The following is a 23343-nucleotide window of genomic DNA, read 5'->3' on the forward strand; positions in this document are numbered from 1 at the left end:
GTATTACACCTGCTCCACGCTCACCCGTAATGCTGCCAGGGCTTTGCGCGTCGATCGCAATACCAGATCGCATTGCTCGATCGTTAACGTTAACGGCGGTTCGATACGGATCGTCTTTGCATTGTTGAGCGTGCCGGCAACCAGTACCCGCTGGCGGAACATCTCACTGGCAAAGTTGTAGCCGATTTCATTATCGACAAACTCAATTGCCATCAGCATGCCTTTACCGCGTACATCATGCACGAGGTCTGGGTACTCCCGCGCAAGCTGGCGGAAACCATCCAGCAACATATCGCCTTTCTGCTCCGCCTGAGCCGGTAAATTTTGCTCCAGCAGGACGTTAATGGTGGCTAGCGCAGCCGCACAAGCGAGCGGGTTGCCGCCAAACGTGGTGGTATGCAAGAAGGGATTGTCGAACAGGACGGAAAACACTTCTTCGGTGGCAATGGTTGCGCCAATTGGCATCACGCCGCCGCCCAGCGCTTTGGCCAGACACATAATGTCGGGCTGCACGTTTTCGTGCTCACAGGCGAACATTTTGCCGGTACGACCCATGCCGGTCTGCACTTCATCAAGGATCATCAGCGCGCCAAACTCATCGCAAAGTTTACGCACGGCGGGCAAATACCCTTGCGGTGGCAGGATCACGCCCCCTTCACCCTGGATAGGTTCGAGGATCACGGCTGCGACGTCGTCACCGGTCTTTTTACACTCGCTGAGCATGGTGCGCATCGCGTTAATATCGCCAAACGGCACATGGCGGAAACCCGGCAGCAGCGGCATAAACGGTTTGCGGAAGGTTGATTTAGCCGTGGCGGACAGTGCTCCCAGTGATTTACCGTGGAATGCGCCGCTGGTGGCAATGAACGTAAATTTACCGCGCGGCGATTGATACGCTTTCGCCAGCTTCAGAGCGGCTTCAACCGACTCGGTCCCGCTGTTACAGAAAAAACTGTATTTCAGTTTACCTGGCGCCAGCGCGGCGAGGGTTTTTGCCAGCATGGCCCGCAGAGGGTCAAGTAGCTCCTGGCTGTGCAGAGGTTGTTTCGCGAGTTGATTCTGTACGGCGGAAACCACGACTGGATTACGGTGCCCCACGTTGAAAATTCCAAATCCACCCAGGCAATCGACGAACTCCTGCCCCTGGGTGTCGACAAGCGTATTCAGGCTTCCCGCTTGCCACTCTACGGCTCCGTAATCCCCGCCTGCAGTTACAGATTTTCGATACTCTAAGAACCCCGGATTGACATGCTCCTTGAAGTATTCAATCACCTCTCGGTTTAATGATTTCATTTCCTCATGATCAAGCGTGCGCTTTTCGATGAGATTCAGTGCGTGTGCGCTGCAGGCCAGGGCCGATGCGCTGGAAGGTAACCTGTTCAAAATATGCTCCCGGAGCTCGCGTATCACATGATACTGATTTAAGTATTGCAGTGATTGCGCCATTCCGGCGCGCTTAGCAAAAATCGGGATAAACACCAGGAAACATCTCATTCACGCAACATTTAATGCTGGTGTTTAACATTTGCTGGCATTTTGCCCAGGTTAAGACCGCGAAAACAGATCGGAAAAGCACTTTTCTGCGCTAAAAGTGAGCAATATTTGCACTGTGACGGTGCGTTGGTAGAAGTGTAGTTGAATAGTTACTGGATGAAAGTATTTTAAATCAATGGATTAGAATGCGTACAGATTTTGAGGTTTAATCGCAAATTGCGATCTAAATCAAATTTAACAACTAAAGATAAAAAAATTATCGCCGAAATAACATAAGCCGAAAGAGTTAACAACCAGATAACCTGCACAGGACGCAATCATGTCTTCTCATCCCTACGTTAGTCAGCAAAATACACCGCTGGATGATGATATCACCCTCATGTCGACCACCGATTTACAAAGCTATATCACCCACGCGAACGATACCTTTGTCCAGGTCAGTGGCTATCAACTGAATGAATTGCTCGATAAGCCGCACAATCTGGTTCGTCATCCGGATATGCCAAAAGCGGCGTTTGCGGATATGTGGTACACCCTGAAACAGGGCGAGCCATGGAGCGGGATTGTGAAAAACCGGCGTAAGAATGGCGATCACTACTGGGTAAGGGCCAATGCGGTGCCGATGGTGCGGGAAGGTCGTGTCACCGGATATATGTCGATTCGTACCCGGGCCACTGACGAGGAGATTGCGGCGGTGGAGCCTTTATATAAAGCGCTGAATGAAGGGCGTTGCAACCGACGTATCCATAAAGGACTGGTGGTACGCAAAGGCTGGCTGGGTAAACTCCCGGCGCTGCCGATTCGCTGGCGAGTGCGCAGCGTAATGGCAATTATGTTTATCGTACTGGCGGCCGCATTGCAGCAAATGGGCGCCGAATGGCCGTTACTGCTGATAAGCGCGCTGGTGATGATGCTAGGAACGGCTATTTTCGAATGGCAGATTGTGCGTCCTATTGAGAATGTCGCTCGTCAGGCGCTAAAAGTGGCGACCGGTGAACGAAACAGCGTGTCACATCTTAACCGCAGTGATGAACTGGGCCTGATGCTGCGAGCGGTTGGGCAACTGGGGCTAATGTGCCGTTGGCTCATCCATGATGTCTCCAGTCAGGTGAGCTGTGTGCGCAGCGACAGCGAAACGCTGGCGAAAGGCAGCGATGATTTAAACAAGCATACGCAGCAGACCGTAGAGAACGTGCAGGAAACGGTGACCACTATGAATCAGATGGCGGCATCGGTGAAGCAAAACTCAGAGACCGCCGCCGCGGCCGACAAGCTCTCCATTGCAGCCAGCAGCGCGGCGACGCACGGCGGCGAGGCGATGGATACCGTCATCAAAACTATGGACGATATCGCCAACAGCACCCAGCGGATCGGCACCATTACCACGCTGATTAACGATATTGCTTTCCAGACTAATATTCTGGCCCTGAACGCCGCTGTTGAAGCCGCACGGGCGGGTGAGCAGGGGAAAGGGTTCGCCGTGGTGGCGGGAGAAGTGCGTCATCTTGCCAGCCGCAGCGCCAGTGCAGCCAATGATATCCGCAAGCTGATTGATGCCAGCGCCGATAAGGTGCAGTCCGGATCCGACCAGGTTCACGCCGCAGGGCGCACGATGGATGATATTGTGGCGCAGGTGCAAAACGTGACGCAGTTGATCGCCCAAATCAGTCACTCAACGCTGGAACAGTCAGATGGTCTTTCGAGCCTGACTCGCGCAGTGAATGAATTAAGCAACATTACGCAGAAAAACGCCGAACTGGTTGAAGAGAGCGCCCAGATTTCCGCGATGGTGAAACATCGCGCTGGTCGTCTGGAAGATGCGGTTACGGTGCTGCATTAATATTAACGATAAGGCGGAACGCAGGGCAAACGCGTTCCGCCTGCTCTGTAGATTAATCCAGTTGAGTAATATCCAGCGCAGCGCGATCGATAATACCGATGATTTTTTTGATCTGCGCATCGCTGGTATCACCATGATTGACCCGTAGGTCCAGCACGGCTTTGAAGTTCTCCAGCGCGCGTTTCATCTGCGGGTTCTTGCGTAATTCAAAACCCACGCAGCGGGCTTTAATACGTTCGTGGATATGTTCCAGATGCTCACGGTTTTCATCCAGCCACTGCTGGCCTTGGGTTGTGATCGCAATCTGTTTACGCCCGCCTTCCTCGTCGCTGATGGTGATCAGCTCTTGATCCTGCAAGAAATCCAGCGTCGGATAGACGACGCCCGGGCTCGGGGTATAGTTGCCCTGAGTCAGGGTTTCAATCGCTTTAATCAGCTCATAGCCGTGGCTGGCGTCGCGGGTCAGGATATCCAGAATGACCAGGCGTAATTCTCCGTGACCAAAGAAGCGCTGGCGACGACCGCCGCCGCGAGCGTGGCGGTGTCCACAACCCTGTTCGTGGTGATGTTCTTTGTTGCAGCCTTCATGGCGATGTTCTTCACCTTTGCAGCAACCTGCATGGTGTTCGTTGTGGCGGCCTTCGTGGTGATGTCCTTCACCCTTGCAGCAGCCTTCGTGTTGGTGCTCTGTATGCTTGCAGCAACCTTCATGATGGTTTTGCATCATCGTCTCCTGATGTGTTTTAGATATATCTAATTTATATCTAAATATTGTTTTGGTGCAAGCTTATAAAATGTTTTTTGTTTAAATTGATGATTTTTATCTGTTTTAAAGGGGTTGTGTTAGCCGGTTAATCAGAAGTCGACTATATCAAAAAAGTGCTTGCAATCTTGCTGATTAGCAATCATTATCATTTAAAAATTAATTTAGATATATCGTATTATCTTTCCGAAGGCGAAAAAATGACAAAAAACACCTCACGCTACCCGCAGCGCGTTCGCAATGAACTGCGTTTTCGGGAACTTACCGTCCTGCGCGTAGAACGTATTAGCGCGGGCTTTCAGCGCATTGTACTGGGCGGTGACGCTCTGGATGGTTTTAGCTCACACGGCTTTGACGACCATACCAAGGTCTTTTTCCCTGAACCGGGCAGCCACTTTGTGCCGCCGGTTGTCACCGATGAAGGTATTGTCTGGGCTGACGGCGTGCGTCCGATATCCCGTGATTACACGCCGTTGTATGACGAAGCACGCCATGAGCTGGCACTGGATTTCTATATTCATGACGGTGGCGTGGCAAGTACGTGGGCGATGAATGCCCGCGAGGGTGACAAGCTGACGGTAGGCGGACCGCGCGGTTCTTTGGTGGTGCCAGAGGACTATGCGTATCAGGTTTACGTGTGTGATGAATCGGGAATGCCTGCGCTGCGCCGACGCCTGGAGTCGCTCAGCCGTTTAGCGGTACGTCCGAACGTCACGGCGCTGGTAAGTGTGCAGGATGCCGCGTACCAGGACTATTTTGCCCATCTCGACGGATTTACTATTCAGTGGTTTATCGGCCATGACGAACAGGCGGTGAATGAACACTTATCGCAGCTAAGCGTACCTGCAGATGATTACTACATCTGGATTACCGGCGAAGGTAAGGTGGTCAAAAACCTGAGTGCTCGCTTTGAAAGCGAGGCGTTCGATCAGCAACTTGTTCGCGCAGCGGCTTACTGGCATCAGCGTCGTTAATCAGTAATTAGATGGCGGAACGCCAAACGCCTGGCGGAATGCGTAGCTAAATGCCGCGGTGCTTGAATACCCTACGTCGAGCGCCACGGCGGTCACGCTTTTATTTTTCTTCAGCATTAATACGGATTCCAGAATACGCATTTTTTGCTTCCAGACGCTGAAAGGCAATCCGGTTTCTTTTTTGAAATGGCGTGAAAAGGTACGGGCAGACATACCCAGATGCTGCGCCCAGTATTCAACCGAATGCTCCAGCGCCGGGGATTCTTGTATTGTTCGGCAAACTTTGGTTAATTCGCGATCCTGCGGCCAGGGTAATACAAAAGCGACTTCCGGAAGCTGCAGAATAATGTCGACCAGGACGCTAACCAGCTTGCCCTCTTTTGACTGGCTATCATAATGGCCCGAAATTAAATTCGTGGCGTAATGAATAAACTCTCTGGCGAAATCACTGATAGCCACCACTTTACATTCATTGATGCTCTCTTCAAGAAAGCTCGGTTTAATATCCAGATTCTCTAAATGCACATCATCCAATGCCCAAACCGCATGCTCCGTATGATTTGGGATCCAGATGCCATAATGCGCCGGGATTATCCAGCACTTGCCGGCAACATCAATACGCATACTGCCTTTGCGGGCGAAATGAAACTGCATAAAAGAGTGTGAATGCTGTGGAACATGATGATTGGCTTCCAGGACATAAGAGCGAAAGTAAACATCCTGCGGCAGTTCCGTCATGGAGTTATCCGGGAAGGAGTTCCACTGTTTTTGCACGAGAGTTTCCATAAATAGATCGTCAATGCTCCCGATGGTGTGTCCGCTGCTCGATAGATCTTGTCCGCGGATCATAATACATACACTCTTTTTTCCATAATAATCTTGCGTAAGAATTTTTAGCCCACCTTTGGTAAATACCATGAACTCGCTTTGTTCAGATGCTGTCATCGTCAATGAAACAAATGATAACTGGACCCGAATGGGAAAAGAGCTGCTTTCGCAAGCGGATATCAGGATTAATGGCTCCCGTGCCTGGGACATTCAACTTCATCATGCCGGTTTCTTTAAACGGGTACTGCAACAAGGCTCGTTAGGGCTTGGCGAAAGCTATATGGAAGGCTGGTGGGACTGCGAGCGGCTCGATATTCTGTTCTGCAAAATCCTGAAAGCAAAACTTGACCAGCAGATGCCGGGTAACCTGAAAGATATTTTACGTATTGCCAGCGCACGCCTGTTTAATTTGCAGTCGCGGAGCCGCGCGTGGATTGTTGGCAAAGAACATTATGATATTGGTAACGATCTCTTTGCACTGATGCTTGATCCGCATATGCAATATTCCTGCGCTTACTGGAAAGACGCGACCACATTAGACGATGCGCAAAATGCTAAATTAAAAATGATCTGTGAGAAGCTACAACTGAAACCGGGCATGCGTTTACTCGATATTGGTTGTGGCTGGGGTGGGCTGGCGGAGTATGCGGCGCGTCATTATGGCGTGGCAGTAGAAGGCGTCACCATTTCCAAAGAGCAGCAAAAAATGGCGCAGCAGCGCTGTGAAGGACTGGACGTTAAGATTCTGCTGCAGGATTATCGCGACCTCGATAAACACTACGATCGCATTGTCTCGGTGGGGATGTTTGAACATGTCGGGCCAAAAAACTACGACACTTATTTCAGCATCGCCGACCGTTGTTTAAAACCGGACGGACTGTTCCTGCTACATACCATTGGTAGCAATAAAAAAGGGATGAGCGTCGATCCGTGGATCAATAAATACATTTTCCCGAACGGCTGCTTACCGGCGATCTCCCATATTGCCGAAGCCAGCGAATCACGGTTTGTGATGGAAGACTGGCATAACTTTGGCAGCGATTACGATAAAACGCTAATGGCGTGGCACGAGCGCTTTAATCAAGCATGGCCGGAGCTGTCATCACGTTATTCCGCCACCTTCAGAAGAATGTTTAACTACTATTTATGCGCCTGCGCCGGGGCTTTCCGCGCCAGAGATATTGAACTTTGGCAGGTGCTGTTTAGTCGCGGCGTAGAGGGCGGGATCCGCGTGTATCGTTAACGTTCTGCCTGATAAGCGAAGCGCCATCAGGCAGTAAATACCTGAGAAGCGCTCCTTGTTACATCTTAGCCCAGCTCACTCTCCGCTAGCGCTTTAAACACCATCGCTACGGCGTGCGCGCCGGGGTCCATGTTTCCGAGCAGGCTTTCGCTGCTCAGATACGATGCGCGACCCGCATTGGCTTTGCTCGACAAACAGGTTCGTTCGGCTCCCGCTTGCGCGGCGTCGAATGCGGCCTGCAGATTTTTCGGCTGTGCGAGCAGCGAGGTCAGGGCCGGTTGCAGCGCATCAATCATCGTGCGATCGCCTTCGTCTGCGCCGCCGTAGAACTTCATCTGCGCCAGCCCCGTATTTAGCGCTTCGACAACGTTAGCGCCCTGTTCCAGTTTCTGCCCGGCGGCGGTAAAGAAGATTGACATCAGCACACCGCTGGAACCGCCCATCACCACGGTCAGACGTTCGCCAATCAGCGCGAACAGCGTGGCAAGGTTATTCAGCGGCAGCTGCTGGCGATGCAGCAGGCTGGCAATTTCACGCGCGCCGGCGGCAAAGGTCGAACCGGTATCGCCATCGCCGACTTTGGCGTCCAGCGCATTCAGATGAGTCTCCAGATCGGAAAGGGTTGCGGTGACCAGCTCCACAATCCCGGCCACCAGGGCGTTTGCCGAAGGCTGGAATTCCACGCGGGCGCTACGCTGAGATGACGCTATGCAGCTGATTTCACGCGGTGGGACCGGCGTCGGCCAGTTGCTGGTTTCCACTTCGGTGAGCAGTGCTTTTTCGATGCTCTCTTCCAGCACGATGGCCGTCAGTGAGAAGCCTTTCATATCCAGCGCGGTGACCAGCGAGGCCGGGCCAATTAGCCAGTCGATACGCGAGTGCAGCGGGCTGCTGGCGAGTTCGCGGGTGATGATGGCCATTTCGGCCACGGAAACGCCGCCAAGATTATTAATCATCACCGCCAGACGACCGGTTTCAGGCAGGGCGACCAGCAGTTTATCCACCATCAGGTTCACCACTTGCGCACTGTTTTGGGTGTCGATAACCGATGCGCCTGGTTCGCCGTGAATGCCCATACCCAGCTCCGCATGACCCGGATGATGACGAGGGGCTGCGTCGGTTTCTTGCGGCAAATGACAGCTGGAAAGCGCTACGCCCAGGCTAAAGGTGTTGCTGGCTGCGTACTGCGCTTCACGCAGGACGGTGGCGAGGTTATAGCCGCGTTCGGCAAAATAGCCTGCGATTTTATGCACCAGGATAGTTCCCGCAATGCCACGTGGGTGTTTGTTATCCGGCAGGGAGATGTCGTCGCCGACAATCAGCATTTCAACGTTATAGCCAAGGCGACGCGCCTTCTCGGCGGCGAGACCGAAATTAAGACGGTCACCGGTGTAGTTTTTCACAATCAACAAACAGCCAGCCTCACCGGTCACCGCCTGAATCGCGGTCAGTACAGCATCCACGCTCGGGGAGGCGAAAACGTCGCCGCAGACCGCAGCGGTTAGCATGCCTTTACCGATAAACCCAACGTGCGCGGGTTCGTGTCCCGAACCGCCGCCGGAAATGACCGCTACGTTATTTTTATTAAGGTCACGACGGACCACGATGCGAATGGCCGGATCGCTTTCCAGACGCGCCAGGTTATTCCATGGGCTGGCGATAATCGCCCCGTCGATGACGTCGCTCACAAGATGGGTGCGTTGGTTAAAAAAGAATTGAGACATAACGGCTCCTCGAGGTTGAGTGAAAGACAAACCCCCGAATGTAGGATCATGGTGCGGAGGCAATGAAGAGATTCTGGCGAAGTCAGCGTGGAAAAAAACAACGCTAAAATGAGTTTCATTACGGAACGTTGATGCTGTTTTTTGTTCCGAAATGAAACTTAAAAAAGCGGGGAATGATCATAATGCGAGCTCGCTCGACTTTTTTCTCCTGCGATCAGCGCCGCTCATACGGCGCAGCCAGCCTTTTTTTGCCGGTTTTAATATAACTGCATGAGTAAAAGAGGAACTGAGCTTCGTGTTTGCTGGAGATTTGGGGGTAAATGAACGGATCGGGATCGCAAACCTTATCATTTTTGTGGATAAGCGTTCCAGAATGGAACGTGCTTCGTTTTTATCTGTTTCATATCAGAACAAAATGACGAAAGATTTTTTTGTTCACGCCTCGCCATACAGTTATTGCATCGCTCCGGTACCTCCTGTTTTTGCCGACAGCAACAGGCCAAACAGGTTAACGCCAGGGCTCACCATGTAAAAACATGTACTTATTTGAGGATGAAAGGAATGCTAAAAGTTATTCAATCTCCAGCCAAATATCTCCAGGGCCCTGACGCTTCCACCTTATTTGGTCAATACGCTAAAAATCTGGCGGACAGCTTTTTCGTGATTGCGGATGACTTCGTGATGAAGCTGGCGGGAGAGAAGGTACTCAATGGCCTGCACAGCCACGACATTAGCTGCCACGCGGAACGCTTCAACGGTGAATGCAGCCATATTGAAATTAATCGCCTGATTGCCATTCTGAAACAGCACGGTTGCCGCGGCGTGGTTGGGATTGGCGGCGGGAAAACGTTGGATACCGCCAAAGCGATTGGTTACTACCAGAAGCTACCGGTGGTGGTGATCCCGACTATCGCCTCTACCGATGCGCCAACCAGCGCGCTGTCGGTTATCTATACCGAAGCCGGTGAGTTTGAAGAGTATCTGATCTACCCGAAAAACCCGGATATGGTGGTGATGGACACCGCAATCATTGCCAAAGCGCCGGTACGCCTGCTGGTGGCCGGGATGGGCGATGCGCTCTCAACCTGGTTTGAAGCGAAAGCCTGTTATGACGCCAGAGCGACCAGCATGGCGGGCGGACAGTCCACCGTAGCGGCGCTGAGCCTGGCGCGCCTGTGCTATGATACCCTGCTGGCGGAAGGCGAAAAGGCACGCTTTGCCGCGCAGGCTGGCGTGGTGACTGATGCGCTGGAGCGTATTGTCGAAGCGAACACTTACCTCAGCGGCATCGGCTTTGAAAGCAGCGGTCTTGCAGGGGCGCATGCTATCCACAACGGTTTTACGATTCTGGAAGAGTGTCACCATTTGTACCACGGTGAAAAAGTCGCCTTTGGTACGCTGGCGCAACTGGTGCTGCAAAACAGCCCGATGGAAGAGATCGAAACCGTGCTGAATTTCTGTCAGAAAGTAGGCCTGCCGGTAACGTTAGCGGAAATGGGCGTGAAAGACGACATTGACGGCAAGATCATGGCCGTGGCCAAAGCGACCTGCGCGGAAGGTGAAACCATCCACAATATGCCGTTCCCGGTGACGCCTGAGAGCGTACATGCCGCGATACTGACGGCAGACCTGCTGGGACAGCAGTGGCTGGCGCGTTAATCAGTCGTCGGTAAGTTTTTATCCGGCATCTTCTCCCCCCTCTGACAGTCTCTGCCGGAGGGGTTGTCTATGGTAAAACAGCGGAAAGGGATATGACGACGCACACTCAGGACATTGGGAAGGAAGTCTCTTCGGTCATTGCCCAGTCATGGCATCGTTGCAGCAAGTTTATGCAGCGGGAAACCTGGCAGGCGCCGCATCAGGCGCAGGGCCTGACCTTTGAGTCGATCTGTCGTCGCAAAACGGCGCTGCTGACGATTGCTCAGGCCGCGCTGGAAGATGCCTGGGAGTTTATGGACGGCCGTCCGTGCGCGTTGCTAATTCTGGATGAATCAGCCTGTATTCTCAGCCGTTGCGGCGATCCGCAGACGGTGGAGCAACTGGCGGAGCTCGGTTTTCGCGACGGCAGCTACTGTGCAGAAAGCATTATTGGCAGTTGCGCGTTGTCGCTGGCGACGATGCCGGGGCAGCCGACAAAAACCTCTGGCGATCAACACTTTAAACAGGCGTTGCATCCGTGGTCGTTCTGCTCTACGCCAGTATTCGATAACCATGGTCGACTGTTTGGCTCCATCTCGCTGTGCTGTCTGGTAGAGCATGAGTGCGTTTCTGATTTATCCCTGACGCTGGCGATTGCCAGAGAAGTCGGCAACTCATTGCTGACTGACAGCCTGCTGGCTGAATCCAACCGCCATCTGAACCAGATGTACGGGCTGCTGGAGAGTATGGATGATGGCGTGATGGCCTGGAACGAACAGGGCGTATTGCAGTTCCTCAATGCGCGCGCGGCTCTGCTTTTGCATCTCGACGCGCAGGCCAGCCAGGGGAAGAATATTAACGACCTGCTCAATCTCCCCATGCTGCTGCGTCGGGCGATCAAACATGCCCGCGGCCTGAATCATGTCGAAGTCACCTTTGAAAGCCAGCACCAGTTTGTTGATGCCGTCATCACCCTGAAACCGATTGTTGAAGAGCAGGGCAACAGCTTTATCCTGCTGCTGCATCCGGTGGAGCAAATGCGTCAACTGATGACCAGCCAGCTCGGCAAGGTGAGCCACACCTTTGAGCAGATGTCGACAGACGATCCAGAAACCCGACGCTTGATCCATTTCGGTCGTCAGGCGGCGAGGGGAAGTTTCCCGATCCTGCTGTGCGGGGAAGAGGGCGTCGGTAAAGAGCTACTGAGTCAGGCCATTCACAATGAAAGCGAACGCGCCAGCGGGCCGTATATCGCCGTGAACTGCCAGCTGTATGCCAACAGCGTACTGGGGCAGGATTTTATGGGCAGTGCGCCCACCGATGATGAAAACGGGCGGCTAAGCCGTCTTGAACTGGCGAACGGCGGCACGCTGTTTCTGGAAAAAATTGAATATCTGGCGCCGGAGTTACAATCCGCGCTGCTGCAGGTGATCAAGCAGGGCGTTTTAACCCGCCTGGATGCCCGGCGGCTGATTCCGGTGGATGTCAAAGTGATCGCTACCACCACGGTTGATCTCGCGAATCTGGTGGAGCAAAACCGCTTTAGCCGTCAGTTGTATTACGCGCTGCACTCTTTTGAGATCGTAATCCCGCCGCTGCGGGCGCGGCGTAACAGTATTCCATCGCTGATTTATACGCGGTTGAATAGCCTGAAAAAACGCTTTTCATCCAGCCTGAAGATCGACGACGACGCGTTGGCACAACTGGTGGCCTATTCGTGGCCGGGTAATGATTTTGAGCTGAACAGCATTATTGAAAACATCGCCATCAGCAGTGATAACGGCCATATTCGGCTGAGCAATCTGCCGGATTATCTGTTTGCCGAACGCCCTGGTCTGGAGACGGCATCTTCACTGCTGCCCGCCAGCCTGACCTTTACCGCCATCGAGAAAGAGGCGATTATCCATGCCGCCCGCGTGACCAGTGGGCGTGTTCAGGAGATGTCGCAACTGCTGAATATTGGTCGCACCACCCTGTGGCGTAAGATGAAGCAGTACGACATTGATGCCAGCCAGTTTAAGCGCAAACATCTGGAGTAGTTTCTTCGATTCTGGCCATCGAGAACAGCGCATCCGACAGTCGGTTGATATAACGCCTGGCCTCATCGCGTAACGTCAGCGTTCTGCCCATCGCGATGAGGATCCGCTCCAGCCGACGCGTCAGGGTTCGCGCAACGTGCAGCTGTGCCGATGCCAGATTTTTCCCCGGAATAACAAACTCTTTGAGCGGGCCGCTTTGCGCCATATTGCGGTCAATAAGCTGCTCCAGCGCCTGAATATCCTCTTCGCCAATACGCTGTTTTAAGCGTGTGAGTCCTTTCTGATCGCTGGCGAGTTCCGCCCCCAGTACGAACAGCATCTTCTGCATAGCGTGCAATTCCTGGCGTAGCTCGGCCTGGCGCGTGCTGGCATAGCAGACGCCAAGCTGGGAAATCAGTTCATCCACCGTGCCGTAGGCCTCAACGCGGATGTCGTCTTTATCGATACGACTGCCGCCAAACAGCGCGGTCGTGCCGTTATCGCCGGTTCGGGTATAGATGCGGTACATTTATTTTATCTCGCTGAAGGGAAGAACTTTAACCAGTTGACCGGCATTGGCGCCGAGCGTGCGGATCTGTGCTGTCCCGGCGCGGGTATGCCCGCAGACCAGCGCCCGATCCTCGGGCAACTGGGCATGGGTTAAGGCAATATCTCCGGTGGCGTTGAGACCGAGACCCACGCGCAGCGCCGAACTTTTGGCCGCCAGTTTGCCGAGAGCCAGCGCGCAGTCATGATCGTCGCAACAGATTGCCCGGCAGGGAACGCCTTGCTCTTCCAGTCCCCAGCACAGCTCATCAAGCACGCGAGTACCCTGCCAGCGTGAGTGATAAAACAGATGTACGCCCGGTGATGAAAGTGACATTGCGCCCCCTACGTTATCAGAATGCCTGACGGAAGATCTCGGCAATTTCTTTCTCGTTCCCTTTGCGCGGGTTGGAGAAGGCGTTGCCGTCCTTCAGCGCCATTTCCGCCATATACGGGAAATCGGCTTCTTTGACGCCCAGATCGCGCAGATGCTGCGGAATACCGATGTCGGCGGAGAGGCGGGCAATAGCATGAATGGCCAGCTCGGCGGCATCCATGGTGGAGAGTCCGTCCGTGTTCTCGCCCATAAACTCTGCGATGTCGGCAAATTTTTCCGGGTTAGCGATCAGGTTATAGCGTGCCACGTGCGGCAGCAGTACGGCATTCGCCACGCCGTGCGGCATGTCGTAAAGACCGCCAAGCTGATGCGCCATCGCGTGAACGTAGCCGAGGTTGGCGTTGTTGAAGGCCATACCCGCCAGCAGGGAGGCGTAGGCCATGTTCTCGCGAGCTTTCAGGTTGCTGCCCAGCGCCACGGCCTGGCGCAAGTTACGGGCGATCAGGCGGATCGCCTGGATAGCGGCAGCGTCGGTGACCGGGTTGGCATCTTTGGAAATGTAGGCTTCCACGGCGTGGGTCAGGGCGTCCATCCCGGTGGCCGCAGTCAGTGGGGCTGGCTTGCCGAGCATCAGCAGCGGATCGTTAATAGAGACCGACGGCAGGTTGCGCCAGCTGACAATCACAAACTTCACTTTGGTTTTGGTATTGGTCAGCACGCAGTGGCGGGTGACTTCGCTGGCGGTCCCGGCAGTGGTATTCACCGCAACGATCGGCGGCAGCGGGTTGGTCAGGGTTTCAATTCCGGCATAGCTGTAGAGATCCCCTTCGTGAGTCGCGGCGATACCGATGCCTTTACCGCAATCATGCGGGCTACCGCCGCCAACGGTAACGATGATGTCGCAATGCTCTTTCCGAAAGACCTCCAGGCCGTCGCGCACGTTGGTGTCTTTGGGGTTTGGCTCAACGCCGTCAAAAACCACGACGTCAATACCGGCTTCACGCAGATGTGTGAGGGTTTTATCTACCGCGCCGTCTTTAATCGCCCGCAGACCTTTATCAGTGACCAGCAGCGCTTTTTTACCGCCCAACAGTTTGCAGCGTTCGCCGACCACGGAAATAGCATTGGGGCCAAAGAAGTTCACATTTGGCACCAGGTAATCAAACATACGATAGCTCATAATATACCTTCTTAGATTTAAATTATAATTCAGAGAAACAATTCAATGCGGTTTCTGCTAATAATCTGTCTTGTTCGACGGTACCGCCACTTACGCCAACGGCACCGATTAATTTGCCGTTTAATATGACAGGTAAACCGCCGCCAAAAATAACAATTCGTTGTTGATTGGTGAGCTGCAAGCCATATAGAGAGGCACCTGGTTGTACCGCATCGGTAATTTCATGGGTACCCTGTCGCAGGCAGCAGGCGGTATAAGCTTTATTAAGAGAGATATCACAGCTGGTGACAAACGCGTCGTCCATACGTTGCATTAGCAGCGTGTTCCCGCCGTGATCCACCACGGAAAACACCACCGGAACGTTGATTTCAAGCGCTTTAGCCTCGACGGCCTGCGCCATTTTCTTTGCAGCCGCCAGCGTAATGGTGGCGATTTGTTGGCTCTTATTCACAGTCTCTCCTGAAAAGGTTGTAGGGCTGAGGTCACGAAAATATCGCGCAACAGCTATTTTTATCATTGGCTTTATCTTATTTTCTCGCCCCGCGTTATTAAGTCAATAGGGTGGGAATTTCAAAAATATTACCTTTAGTTTCCTGTTGCGGCGTTTATTGATAATGATCATTTAACCTCGTCACAATTCGTGGTGAATATTCCTGAGCCGCGTTTCAATATGAAACGATGGTTTTTTATTACGTGCCAAATTGGAACGAAATTAATTTTATTTTTTTATTGTCCTGCTCATTTAGAGTTCGGCTATTGCTGATGAAAGGCGAATGCCGGGTGTTGTGTCCCCGGCAATACGGCCCGGCGTCCCTATTTTTTATCTTTTGAGTCCATAAACTATGAGAAGATCAAAACGATTTGAAGTGCTTGCCCAGCGGCCTGTAAATCAGGATGGGCTAATTGGCGAATGGCCTGAAGAGGGGCTGATCGCAATGGAAAGCCCTTACGATCCGGCTTCGTCGGTGAAGGTGGAAAATGGTCGTATTGTTGAGCTGGACGGCAAGAGCCGCGCCGAGTTCGACATGATTGACCGGTTCATTGCCGATTACGCGATTAACGTGCCCGAGGCCGAGCGCGCCATGCAGCTCGACGCGCTGGAGATCGCCAGAATGCTGGTGGATATCCACGTCAGTCGGGAAGAGATCATTGCCATTACGACTGCCATCACCCCGGCGAAAGCGGTGGAGGTGATGGCGCAAATGAACGTGGTGGAGATGATGATGGCGCTGCAAAAAATGCGCGCCAGACGCACCCCCTCCAATCAGTGCCACGTGACCAACCTGAAAGATAACCCGGTACAGATTGCTGCCGACGCTGCTGAAGCGGGGATCCGTGGCTTTTCCGAACAGGAAACAACGGTCGGGATCGCCCGCTATGCGCCGTTTAACGCCCTGGCGCTGCTGGTGGGGTCCCAATGCGGTCGCCCCGGCGTGCTGACGCAATGCTCCGTTGAAGAGGCCACGGAGCTGGAACTGGGAATGCGCGGGCTAACCAGCTACGCCGAAACGGTGTCGGTATATGGCACGGAGTCGGTGTTTACCGATGGCGATGATACGCCGTGGTCAAAAGCGTTTCTTGCCTCGGCGTATGCTTCTCGTGGTCTGAAGATGCGCTACACCTCCGGCACCGGCTCGGAAGCGCTGATGGGCTATTCCGAAAGTAAATCGATGCTTTATCTGGAGTCGCGTTGCATTTTTATCACCAAAGGCGCGGGCGTACAGGGGTTACAAAACGGCGCGGTCAGCTGTATCGGCATGACCGGCGCTGTGCCGTCGGGGATTCGCGCGGTGCTGGCGGAAAACCTGATTGCCTCGATGCTCGACCTTGAAGTGGCCTCCGCCAATGACCAGACCTTTTCCCACTCCGATATTCGTCGTACTGCTCGCACCCTGATGCAGATGCTGCCGGGCACCGACTTTATCTTCTCCGGCTATAGCGCGGTACCGAACTACGACAACATGTTTGCCGGGTCGAACTTCGACGCTGAAGACTTCGATGATTACAACATTCTGCAACGCGATCTGATGGTTGACGGGGGCCTGCGTCCGGTCACGGAAGAGGAGACAATCGCCATCCGCAATAAGGCCGCGCTCGCCATTCAGGCGGTGTTCCGCGAACTGGGCCTGCCGCTGATTAGCGATGAAGAGGTGGAGGCCGCCACTTACGCTCACGGCAGCAAAGATATGCCCGCGCGCAATGTGGTGGAAGATTTGGCTGCCGTGGAAGAGATGATGAAGCGCAATATCACCGGGCTGGATATCGTCGGCGCATTGAGTTCCAGCGGCTTCGAAGACATCGCCAGCAATATCCTCAACATGCTGAGGCAGCGTGTTACTGGTGATTACCTGCAAACGTCGGCCATTCTGGATCGTCAGTTCGACGTCGTCAGCGCCGTTAATGACATCAACGATTATCAGGGACCCGGCACCGGCTATCGCATCTCTGCCGAACGTTGGGCGGAAATTAAAAATATTGCGGGCGTGGTTCAGCCCGGCTCGATCGAATAAGGCGGTACACAGTGGAATGCACAACTGAACGTAAGCCGGTTTTCACCTTGCAGGTGAGCGAAGGCGAGGCGGCTAAAGCGGACGAACGCGTGGATGAAGTCGTGATAGGCGTCGGCCCGGCCTTTGATAAGTATCAGCACAAAACATTGATTGATATGCCGCACAACGCGATTTTGAAAGAACTGGTTGCCGGCATTGAAGAAGAGGGCCTGCATGCTCGGGTGGTGAGGATTCTGCGCACCTCGGATGTTTCATTTATGGCATGGGATGCGGCAAATCTCAGCGGTTCGGGCATCGGGATTGGTATCCAGTCGAAAGGAACCACGGTGATTCATCAGCGCGATCTGCTGCCTCTGAGCAACCTTGAGCTGTTCTCTCAGGCTCCGCTGCTGACGCTGGAAACCTATCGCCAGATTGGTAAAAACGCCGCGCGCTATGCACGTAAAGAGTCGCCTTCGCCAGTGCCAGTGGTTAATGACCAGATGGTACGCCCCAAATTTATGGCCAAGGCCGCGCTGTTTCATATCAAAGAAACCAAACACGTGGTGCAGGATGCTGCGCCTGTCACGCTGCATATTGCACTTGTAAGGGAATGACCATGAACGACAACATCATGACCGCGCAGGATTATCCATTAGCAACCCGCTGCCCTGAGAAAATCCAGACTCCTACCGGCAAACCGCTAACCGAGATTACCCTTGAGAATGTGCTGGCGGGCCGCGTAGGTCCGCAGGATGTGCGTATTTCTCAGCAAACGCTGGAGTACCAGGCGCAGATTGCCGAACAGATGCAGCGTCACGCCGTGGCGCGTAATTTCCGTCGTGCGGCGGAGCTTATAGCAATCCCGGATGCCCGTATTCTTGAAATTTACAACGCGCTGCGGCCGTTTCGTTCTTCGTTCGCCGAGCTTCAGGCCATTGCCGATGAACTGGAACATACCTGGCATGCCACGGTGAACGCCGGGTTTGTCCGCGAGTCGGCAGAGGTGTATCTGCAGAGAAACAAGCTGCGTAAAGGCAGCCAGTGACGGAGGTTGTATGCCGTTAATTGCAGGGATTGATATCGGCAACGCCACCACCGAAGTGGCGTTGGCGCAGCATGGCCGGTTTATCTCCAGCGGGATTGTCGCTACGACCGGTATGAAAGGCACACGGGACAATATTGCCGGGGTGGTGGCCTCCCTGCAGCAGGCGCTGAATAACACCCCGTGGTCGCTTCAGGACGTGGCGAAAATCTGCATCAACGAGGCGGCACCGGTGATTGGCGATGTGGCGATGGAAACCATCACTGAAACCATCATTACCGAATCAACAATGATTGGGCATAACCCGCAAACGCCCGGCGGCGTTGGCGTGGGAATGGGAACCACCATCGCCGTGGAGAAGCTGGCGGCGTTGAGTGAAGATCGGTTTACCCAGGGCTGGATCCCGCTGGTCGGTGAGGAGAGGGATTTCCTCGAGGCGGTTTGGTTTATCAATGAGGCGCTGGATCGCGGTGTCAACGTGGTGGCGGCGATCCTGAAAAAAGATGATGGCGTGCTGGTGAACAATCGCCTGCGTCGAACAATGCCGGTGGTAGATGAAGTCACCCTGCTGGAGAAGGTGCCGGAAGGTGTGCTGGCGGCGGTGGAAGTGGCAGCCCCAGGACAGGTGGTGCGTGTGCTGTCGAATCCTTACGGCATCGCGACCTTTTTTACCCTGACGCCCGAGGAAACGCAAACCATCGTCCCCATCGCCAGGGCGCTAATTGGCAACCGTTCCGCCGTGGTGCTGAAAACCCCGCAGGGTGATGTGCGCTCAAGGGTGATCCCGGCGGGTAAGATCTTTATCCGCGGCGAAAAGCGTGGCGGTGAAGCCGACGTAGCGCAAGGCGCACAGGCCATTATGCAGGCGATGAGCACCTGTGCGCCCGTGTGCGATATTCGTGGTGAAGCAGGTACGCATGCAGGTGGCATGCTGGAGCGGGTGCGTAAGGTGATGGCCTCGCTGACCGGTCACGACATGAACGCGGTGTATATTCAGGATCTGTTAGCGGTGGATACGTTTATTCCCCGCAAGGTGCAGGGCGGTATTGCCGGGGAGTGTTCAATGGAGAACGCCGTAGGCATTGCGGCGATGGTGAAATCCGATCGCTTACAGATGCAGGCCATCGCCAGTGAGCTGAGCGCCCGTTTAAACATCCCGGTTGAAGTCGGCGGAGTGGAGGCCAACATGGCTGTTGCCGGTGCGTTAACAACGCCCGGATGTGCTGCACCGCTGGCGATCCTCGATTTAGGCGCAGGCTCTACCGATGCCGCCATTATCAATAGCGATGGCGTTGTGAAAGCGGTCCATCTGGCTGGCGCGGGGAATATGGTCAGCCTGTTGATTCAAACCGAGCTGGGCTTAAGCGATCCGTTTCTGGCGGAGGAAATTAAAAAATACCCGCTGGCAAAAGTGGAGAGCCTGTTCAGCATTCGCCACGAGAACGGCGCGGTGGAGTTTTTTCGCGAACCGCTCAGTCCGTCAGTGTTTGCCAAAGTCGTTTATCTGAAAGACGGCGAGCTGATCCCGGTAGATAACCAGACCTCGCTGGAAAAAATTCGGTTGGTGCGCCGACAGGCCAAAGAGAAGGTTTTTGTGACCAACTGCCTGCGGGCTTTACGCCAGGTGTCACCCGGCGGCTCTATTCGCGATATGACTTTTGTGGTGCTGGTGGGCGGCTCCTCGCTGGATTTCGAAATCCCGCAGATGATCACCGACGCGCTGGCGCATTACGGCGTGGTTGCCGGACAGGGAAACATCCGTGGTACCGAAGGGCCGCGTAATGCGGTAGCGACCGGGCTGGTTTTGGCCGGGATAGCGAATTAATCGTGCAGAAAACAGCCGCCGCAAGCGTTTAGCTGCGGGGTAAATCAAATAAAGGTGATGTTCTCTTTGATATCCCGGCGGAGTTGGGTACATAGTATAAATGTGTCTCTCACGTGGTTAATTTTAAGGATAAGAGCATGCCAACAGCAATTGAGAAAGCATTGGATTTTATTGGTGGTATGAACACTTCGGCGTCAGTACCCCATTCAATGGATGAAAGTACCGCTAAGGGAATCTTAAAGTATTTGCATGACTTAGGTGTGCCAGCAAGTCCGGAAGCTGTGATGGCACGGGGTGAGCAGGAGGGATGGAATCCCGAGTTCACGAAAAAAGTGGCCGGATGGGCAGAAAAAGTGGCCTCCGGTAACCGCATCCTTATCAAGAACCCAGAGTATTTTTCAACCTATATGCAGGAGCAGCTCAAAGAGCTAGTTTGAGCTGACTATCGAATCAAACTCTAACGGACGTTTCCATCTCTGGATGGCAACGTCCAGAGGGGGTTGCCTTTCGCATGTTCTCGCCTTATCACGTGAAACACTTTCCGTCCCTGCCTGACTTGTTTTTCTTGTTACTCATTTCACATTTCGGTGCAAACAGGTAGAGCGCTATCAGTCTGGTTCAGTTGATTTGGTCTTAGCGAACAAGCTGGACATTATCGACGTGGCTGAAGTGGATGTTAACCACTTAATTTCATGATAAATATAATAAAAATCAAAAAGGTGAACAGGTGGACACTTTTTTATATACAGTAATTTTTGTGATTTTTTGAGTATGGATTGTGGAGCGTTAAAAGTTACAGGTAATAAAAACGCGCCCAATAACTTCGGCGCGTTTGTGGTGTATTTCCGCTGTAGCAACCTGTCAGGTGGTCATGTTCGAATCACAAGGTAATACGTTGGCAGAGCCTGGACACGTAAACGTCATGTGTTTTCACCCTGTGATTTTTTCCACTTCCTCTGTCTGGCAGCAGCAATAAACCAGATCGCAAACGTAGTGATGGCTATAGCCAGAAAATACAGAATCAGTGAAAACCCGTCATTCCAGTGCGCTTCCTGTATGAATCCATAGTTTTCCTCATACCACGCCATAAACGCTTCATCAGGGATGAAGTAACAAAGCAGGGTGTAAACCACTGTCAGGGCGAGCAGTTCAGAAAGCCATAAAAAAACATGTGTGGCCGGTTTCATCAGTACACCTGTATTGTGCCGAACGCTTTTAATTGAGCCGTAACCATAACTGATGGTGTGCTTAATAAAGCCTCAAGTAAGATTGCGTAATCTGCATGGCTGGGTAGCGTAATGCAGTCATCACTAATGCCCGATTTACCCGCGGGATGTAAACGGAAGTTACCCCGCTCAACACCGTCTATGAATGAGATATCATCAGTTTGGCTATCCTGGCGATAAAGCGCAAACCATAGATCGCGATCTGAGCCGCTCTCTAAGCCGTGCACCATATCCCGCCAGCGGGAGTGAAGCCCGCCTCTTTGGCGCGTCACGATGTAGTAAAGACCGGGCGGCAATGGCCCTTTTTTTACTACTGTAATCGAAGCAGGGTTATTCCTGTGTGGCCCTGCATTTCCTGAGTACGCCGGGAAAAAACCCACGCCCGGGCAACTTAATGTTGATAGCTGTCCGCCATTAAGATGGAAGGTGCACCGGATCATCTTTCATTCCACGCATCAGAAAACTGAATGTTGCCATCACAGTATTTCCAGGTAATCCGCTCATACCGCATGGCTACGTTTTCAAGATGATTATGTTTTTCGGTCGCCGGGTTTTTGATATCGAGCATATGCGGCGCGGAGCTGACGATCTTCACGTTCTCAAGCAACATGTTGAAGTATTCAACTTCTTGCCCGGCGTCGTTAATTCTGTACCATTTAAATTCTGCGCTTTTAAGTGTCTGCCCGGTGGCAATAGCCTTGTAAAGATACGGGCTGGAAGAGTCGAACTCTTTTTGAAAGTTAAGGGGGGCATGTTGCCTGGTGCCGGTGAGTTTTCCGGTTCTGCTGTCTGTCGGAATATGCAGACTATGACCAAAAGATAGAATCTCTATGCTTCCCTCTCTATCCTGGACATCAACTGAACCTTTGATATCCGCGCCGCCGTCGTCTTTTAAAAATAAATATGCAGGAATAGCCATTATATAAACGCCTTTTAGTTAATGAGGTGACTAAATCCTATAACCTAAGCCGCTAGTATGTCTAAAATAATTTTATTGTAAGCTGGTAAATAACATATATGTGAATGTGTTATTTGGATTTATATAAAAAATAAATGAAAGGAAAGTATAATGGAGAATATTGAAATCGAGAAACATAAAAAATTCATAAATGCGATAATTTGGAATTAAAAAAACTGGAAGAATATAAGTGATCTTTAAATTCTGAAGCATTTTTCTTTGTCCATTATCATGGATTTTTATGTGGTTCACTTTCTGGTGAGATGCTGGCCGCCAATCGGGAACAGCTCAATGTAATGATAGAATATTTGAATGGATTGCGCACCGAGATAAACCGATGAAATCATTCAGGGTAATGTAAATTATTTGTTCGATATTGTTTGTTATCTATCGGATATTGATTATCTGCATTTTAGGTTATTTTAATAATTATTAACCTGTTTTATTAATTAACGTGGCACTCAGACGTGAGCCGCCACTGATCGCCCGGTTTCCTTTTCCGCTCCTGCGGTTTTCCTTCTCCCGGCGGCGGGTAATCTTCAATTTTTCGGAAGTGGCCCAACGACGCAGACGTGTGTTTGTTGTCGCAAGTGCTCGAGATGATTTCTATCCCGCAGCGGTACTTTTTGAGTTCGACGGCGTGCGCCGGGATATTGCGCCGGGTACTGAGCAAAATATTTTGCCGACGTTACCCGGAGCAGGTAAGTTAAGACGGCACGGAGAAAAGAAAGACGATGCCAAAGATAAACAAACTGCGAATTCGCAAAAAAAAACTACGCAAAACTGCGCAAAAAAAACTGCGAATTCGGAGTCGGTAAAACGCGAAAAACTGATCGACGCATACCGCCTAGCGGGTGCAAATGCAAAGGGTTTGCGGCGTTTATGACCGCCAGCCAGCCCCTAAGAATTCCTAAGGTTTTACGAGCCATTAGCTTGCGCCGGGGCAAGCCAGATGTTAAGAAATGTTAAGGTTCAAAGAGCCATTCTCATGCTTAGAAATGCCAGGGTTACACGGGCCATTCGCTGGCAGCGTGACAAACATCAGAAACGCTATTCATCAGATTGCGCAGTGAAAAACTGGGTACGCAAGGTACGCAAAAAGACGTGCCAGCCTTTTTTATATGATGCGGGCGGGCTTATGCGTGGAGTTCGTCCACCAGCTCCACACATCGTCAATGTATGCAAATGTTAACGTTTTGCGAATGGCACTAAGCA

Annotated in this window: 22 protein-coding genes; 11 read left to right on the forward strand and 11 right to left on the reverse strand. The window is 52.6% G+C overall.

The window, feature by feature from the left end; translation table 11 throughout:
- Positions 1-3: 3 nt before the first annotated feature.
- Positions 4-1383, reverse strand: coding sequence for a putrescine aminotransferase (ygjG, locus tag HVZ52_RS03025; RefSeq protein WP_049259762.1), 1380 nt, complete (start codon positions 1381-1383; stop codon positions 4-6).
- Positions 1384-1813: 430 nt separating this feature from the next.
- Between ygjG and HVZ52_RS03030 the strand changes: the two genes are divergently transcribed.
- Positions 1814-3334, forward strand: coding sequence for a PAS domain-containing methyl-accepting chemotaxis protein (locus HVZ52_RS03030; protein ID WP_016154592.1), 1521 nt, complete (start codon positions 1814-1816; stop codon positions 3332-3334).
- 52 nt (positions 3335-3386) lie between these two features.
- Here HVZ52_RS03030 and HVZ52_RS03035 read toward each other — a convergent pair whose 3' ends face one another.
- Positions 3387-4061, reverse strand: a complete 675-nt coding sequence (locus tag HVZ52_RS03035; protein WP_181598844.1) for a PadR family transcriptional regulator — start codon at positions 4059-4061, stop codon at positions 3387-3389.
- A 236-nt stretch (positions 4062-4297) separates the two neighbouring features.
- On the opposite strand from HVZ52_RS03035, the gene HVZ52_RS03040 reads away from it, so the two are divergent.
- A complete protein-coding gene (locus tag HVZ52_RS03040) occupies positions 4298-5071 on the forward strand; it encodes a siderophore-interacting protein (RefSeq protein ID WP_019077743.1) in 774 nt (257 codons plus the stop codon).
- Here HVZ52_RS03040 and HVZ52_RS03045 read toward each other — a convergent pair whose 3' ends face one another.
- Positions 5072-5920 (reverse strand): helix-turn-helix transcriptional regulator, encoded by an 849-nt coding sequence (locus tag HVZ52_RS03045; protein ID WP_016154589.1) that lies wholly within the window; start codon positions 5918-5920, stop codon positions 5072-5074.
- A gap of 67 nt (positions 5921-5987) precedes the next feature.
- On the opposite strand from HVZ52_RS03045, the gene cfa reads away from it, so the two are divergent.
- The gene (gene cfa / locus HVZ52_RS03050) at positions 5988-7142 is read left to right on the forward strand and encodes a cyclopropane fatty acyl phospholipid synthase (protein ID WP_019077741.1); all 1155 of its coding nucleotides are present in this window, start codon (positions 5988-5990) and stop codon (positions 7140-7142) included.
- Between the two features lie 65 nt (positions 7143-7207).
- Here the strand turns inward: cfa and HVZ52_RS03055 are convergent, their stop codons facing one another.
- Positions 7208-8866 (reverse strand): glycerone kinase, encoded by a 1659-nt coding sequence (locus tag HVZ52_RS03055; protein WP_181598845.1) that lies wholly within the window; start codon positions 8864-8866, stop codon positions 7208-7210.
- Positions 8867-9427: 561 nt separating this feature from the next.
- On the opposite strand from HVZ52_RS03055, the gene HVZ52_RS03060 reads away from it, so the two are divergent.
- Both HVZ52_RS03060 and dhaR read left to right on the forward strand, forming a co-directional pair.
- Positions 9428-10525, forward strand: coding sequence for a glycerol dehydrogenase (locus tag HVZ52_RS03060; protein ID WP_016154586.1), 1098 nt, complete (start codon positions 9428-9430; stop codon positions 10523-10525).
- 92 nt (positions 10526-10617) lie between these two features.
- Positions 10618-12543, forward strand: coding sequence for a dihydroxyacetone kinase operon transcriptional regulator DhaR (gene dhaR, locus HVZ52_RS03065; protein WP_016154585.1), 1926 nt, complete (start codon positions 10618-10620; stop codon positions 12541-12543).
- On the opposite strand, the gene HVZ52_RS03070 is transcribed toward dhaR, so the two are convergent.
- From HVZ52_RS03070 to HVZ52_RS03085, 4 genes are read right to left on the reverse strand one after another with little or no spacing between them, the layout of a single operon-like run.
- Entirely contained in the window at positions 12521-13051 is a 531-nt protein-coding gene (locus HVZ52_RS03070) for a cob(I)yrinic acid a,c-diamide adenosyltransferase (protein ID WP_016157513.1), read from the reverse strand. The genes dhaR and HVZ52_RS03070 overlap by 23 nt on opposite strands.
- Positions 13052-13405: a glycerol dehydratase reactivase beta/small subunit family protein gene (locus HVZ52_RS03075; RefSeq protein ID WP_016154583.1), complete on the reverse strand. Its 354-nt coding sequence runs from the start codon at positions 13403-13405 to the stop codon at positions 13052-13054.
- A gap of 16 nt (positions 13406-13421) precedes the next feature.
- Positions 13422-14585 carry a 1,3-propanediol dehydrogenase gene (dhaT, locus tag HVZ52_RS03080; RefSeq protein WP_016157511.1) on the reverse strand — a complete coding sequence of 388 codons (1164 nt, stop codon included), beginning with the start codon at positions 14583-14585 and terminating at the stop codon, positions 13422-13424.
- A 22-nt stretch (positions 14586-14607) separates the two neighbouring features.
- A complete protein-coding gene (locus HVZ52_RS03085; RefSeq protein ID WP_003828504.1) occupies positions 14608-15036 on the reverse strand; it encodes a heme-binding protein in 429 nt (142 codons plus the stop codon).
- Positions 15037-15427: 391 nt separating this feature from the next.
- Here HVZ52_RS03085 and HVZ52_RS03090 point away from each other — a divergent pair, with 391 nt between their 5' ends.
- The 5 genes from HVZ52_RS03090 (at position 15428) to HVZ52_RS03110 (ending at position 20381) form a co-directional block, all read left to right on the forward strand.
- Positions 15428-17095: a propanediol/glycerol family dehydratase large subunit gene (locus tag HVZ52_RS03090; protein WP_181598846.1), complete on the forward strand. Its 1668-nt coding sequence runs from the start codon at positions 15428-15430 to the stop codon at positions 17093-17095.
- An 11-nt stretch (positions 17096-17106) separates the two neighbouring features.
- Positions 17107-17691, forward strand: a complete 585-nt coding sequence (locus tag HVZ52_RS03095) for a propanediol/glycerol family dehydratase medium subunit (RefSeq protein WP_019077735.1) — start codon at positions 17107-17109, stop codon at positions 17689-17691.
- Between the two features lie 2 nt (positions 17692-17693).
- On the forward strand, positions 17694-18122 hold the full coding sequence (locus HVZ52_RS03100; protein WP_047358662.1) for a diol dehydratase small subunit: 429 nt from the start codon (positions 17694-17696) through the stop codon (positions 18120-18122).
- Between the two features lie 10 nt (positions 18123-18132).
- A complete protein-coding gene (locus HVZ52_RS03105) occupies positions 18133-19944 on the forward strand; it encodes a diol dehydratase reactivase subunit alpha (RefSeq protein ID WP_181598847.1) in 1812 nt (603 codons plus the stop codon).
- A 113-nt stretch (positions 19945-20057) separates the two neighbouring features.
- The gene (locus HVZ52_RS03110; protein ID WP_071524484.1) at positions 20058-20381 is read left to right on the forward strand and encodes a DUF1889 family protein; all 324 of its coding nucleotides are present in this window, start codon (positions 20058-20060) and stop codon (positions 20379-20381) included.
- Between the two features lie 483 nt (positions 20382-20864).
- Here HVZ52_RS03110 and HVZ52_RS03115 read toward each other — a convergent pair whose 3' ends face one another.
- The 3 genes from HVZ52_RS03115 to HVZ52_RS03125 are packed head-to-tail and all read right to left on the reverse strand — an operon-like array spanning position 20865 to position 22089.
- Entirely contained in the window at positions 20865-21131 is a 267-nt protein-coding gene (locus HVZ52_RS03115) for a hypothetical protein (protein ID WP_047499199.1), read from the reverse strand.
- Positions 21131-21610 (reverse strand): DUF2778 domain-containing protein, encoded by a 480-nt coding sequence (locus HVZ52_RS03120; protein WP_181598848.1) that lies wholly within the window; start codon positions 21608-21610, stop codon positions 21131-21133. Before HVZ52_RS03120 ends, HVZ52_RS03115 begins: the two co-directional genes overlap by 1 nt.
- Positions 21607-22089: an Hcp family type VI secretion system effector gene (locus HVZ52_RS03125; protein WP_101701232.1), complete on the reverse strand. Its 483-nt coding sequence runs from the start codon at positions 22087-22089 to the stop codon at positions 21607-21609. Before HVZ52_RS03125 ends, HVZ52_RS03120 begins: the two co-directional genes overlap by 4 nt.
- Before the next feature lie 613 nt (positions 22090-22702).
- On the opposite strand from HVZ52_RS03125, the gene HVZ52_RS03130 reads away from it, so the two are divergent.
- Positions 22703-23014, forward strand: coding sequence for a hypothetical protein (locus tag HVZ52_RS03130; protein WP_181599315.1), 312 nt, complete (start codon positions 22703-22705; stop codon positions 23012-23014).
- The last annotated feature ends 329 nt before the right edge of the window (positions 23015-23343 follow it).

It is taken from the genome of Citrobacter sp. RHB36-C18 (assembly GCF_013814485.1).
Taxonomy (GTDB): Bacteria; Pseudomonadota; Gammaproteobacteria; order Enterobacterales; family Enterobacteriaceae; genus Citrobacter; species Citrobacter braakii.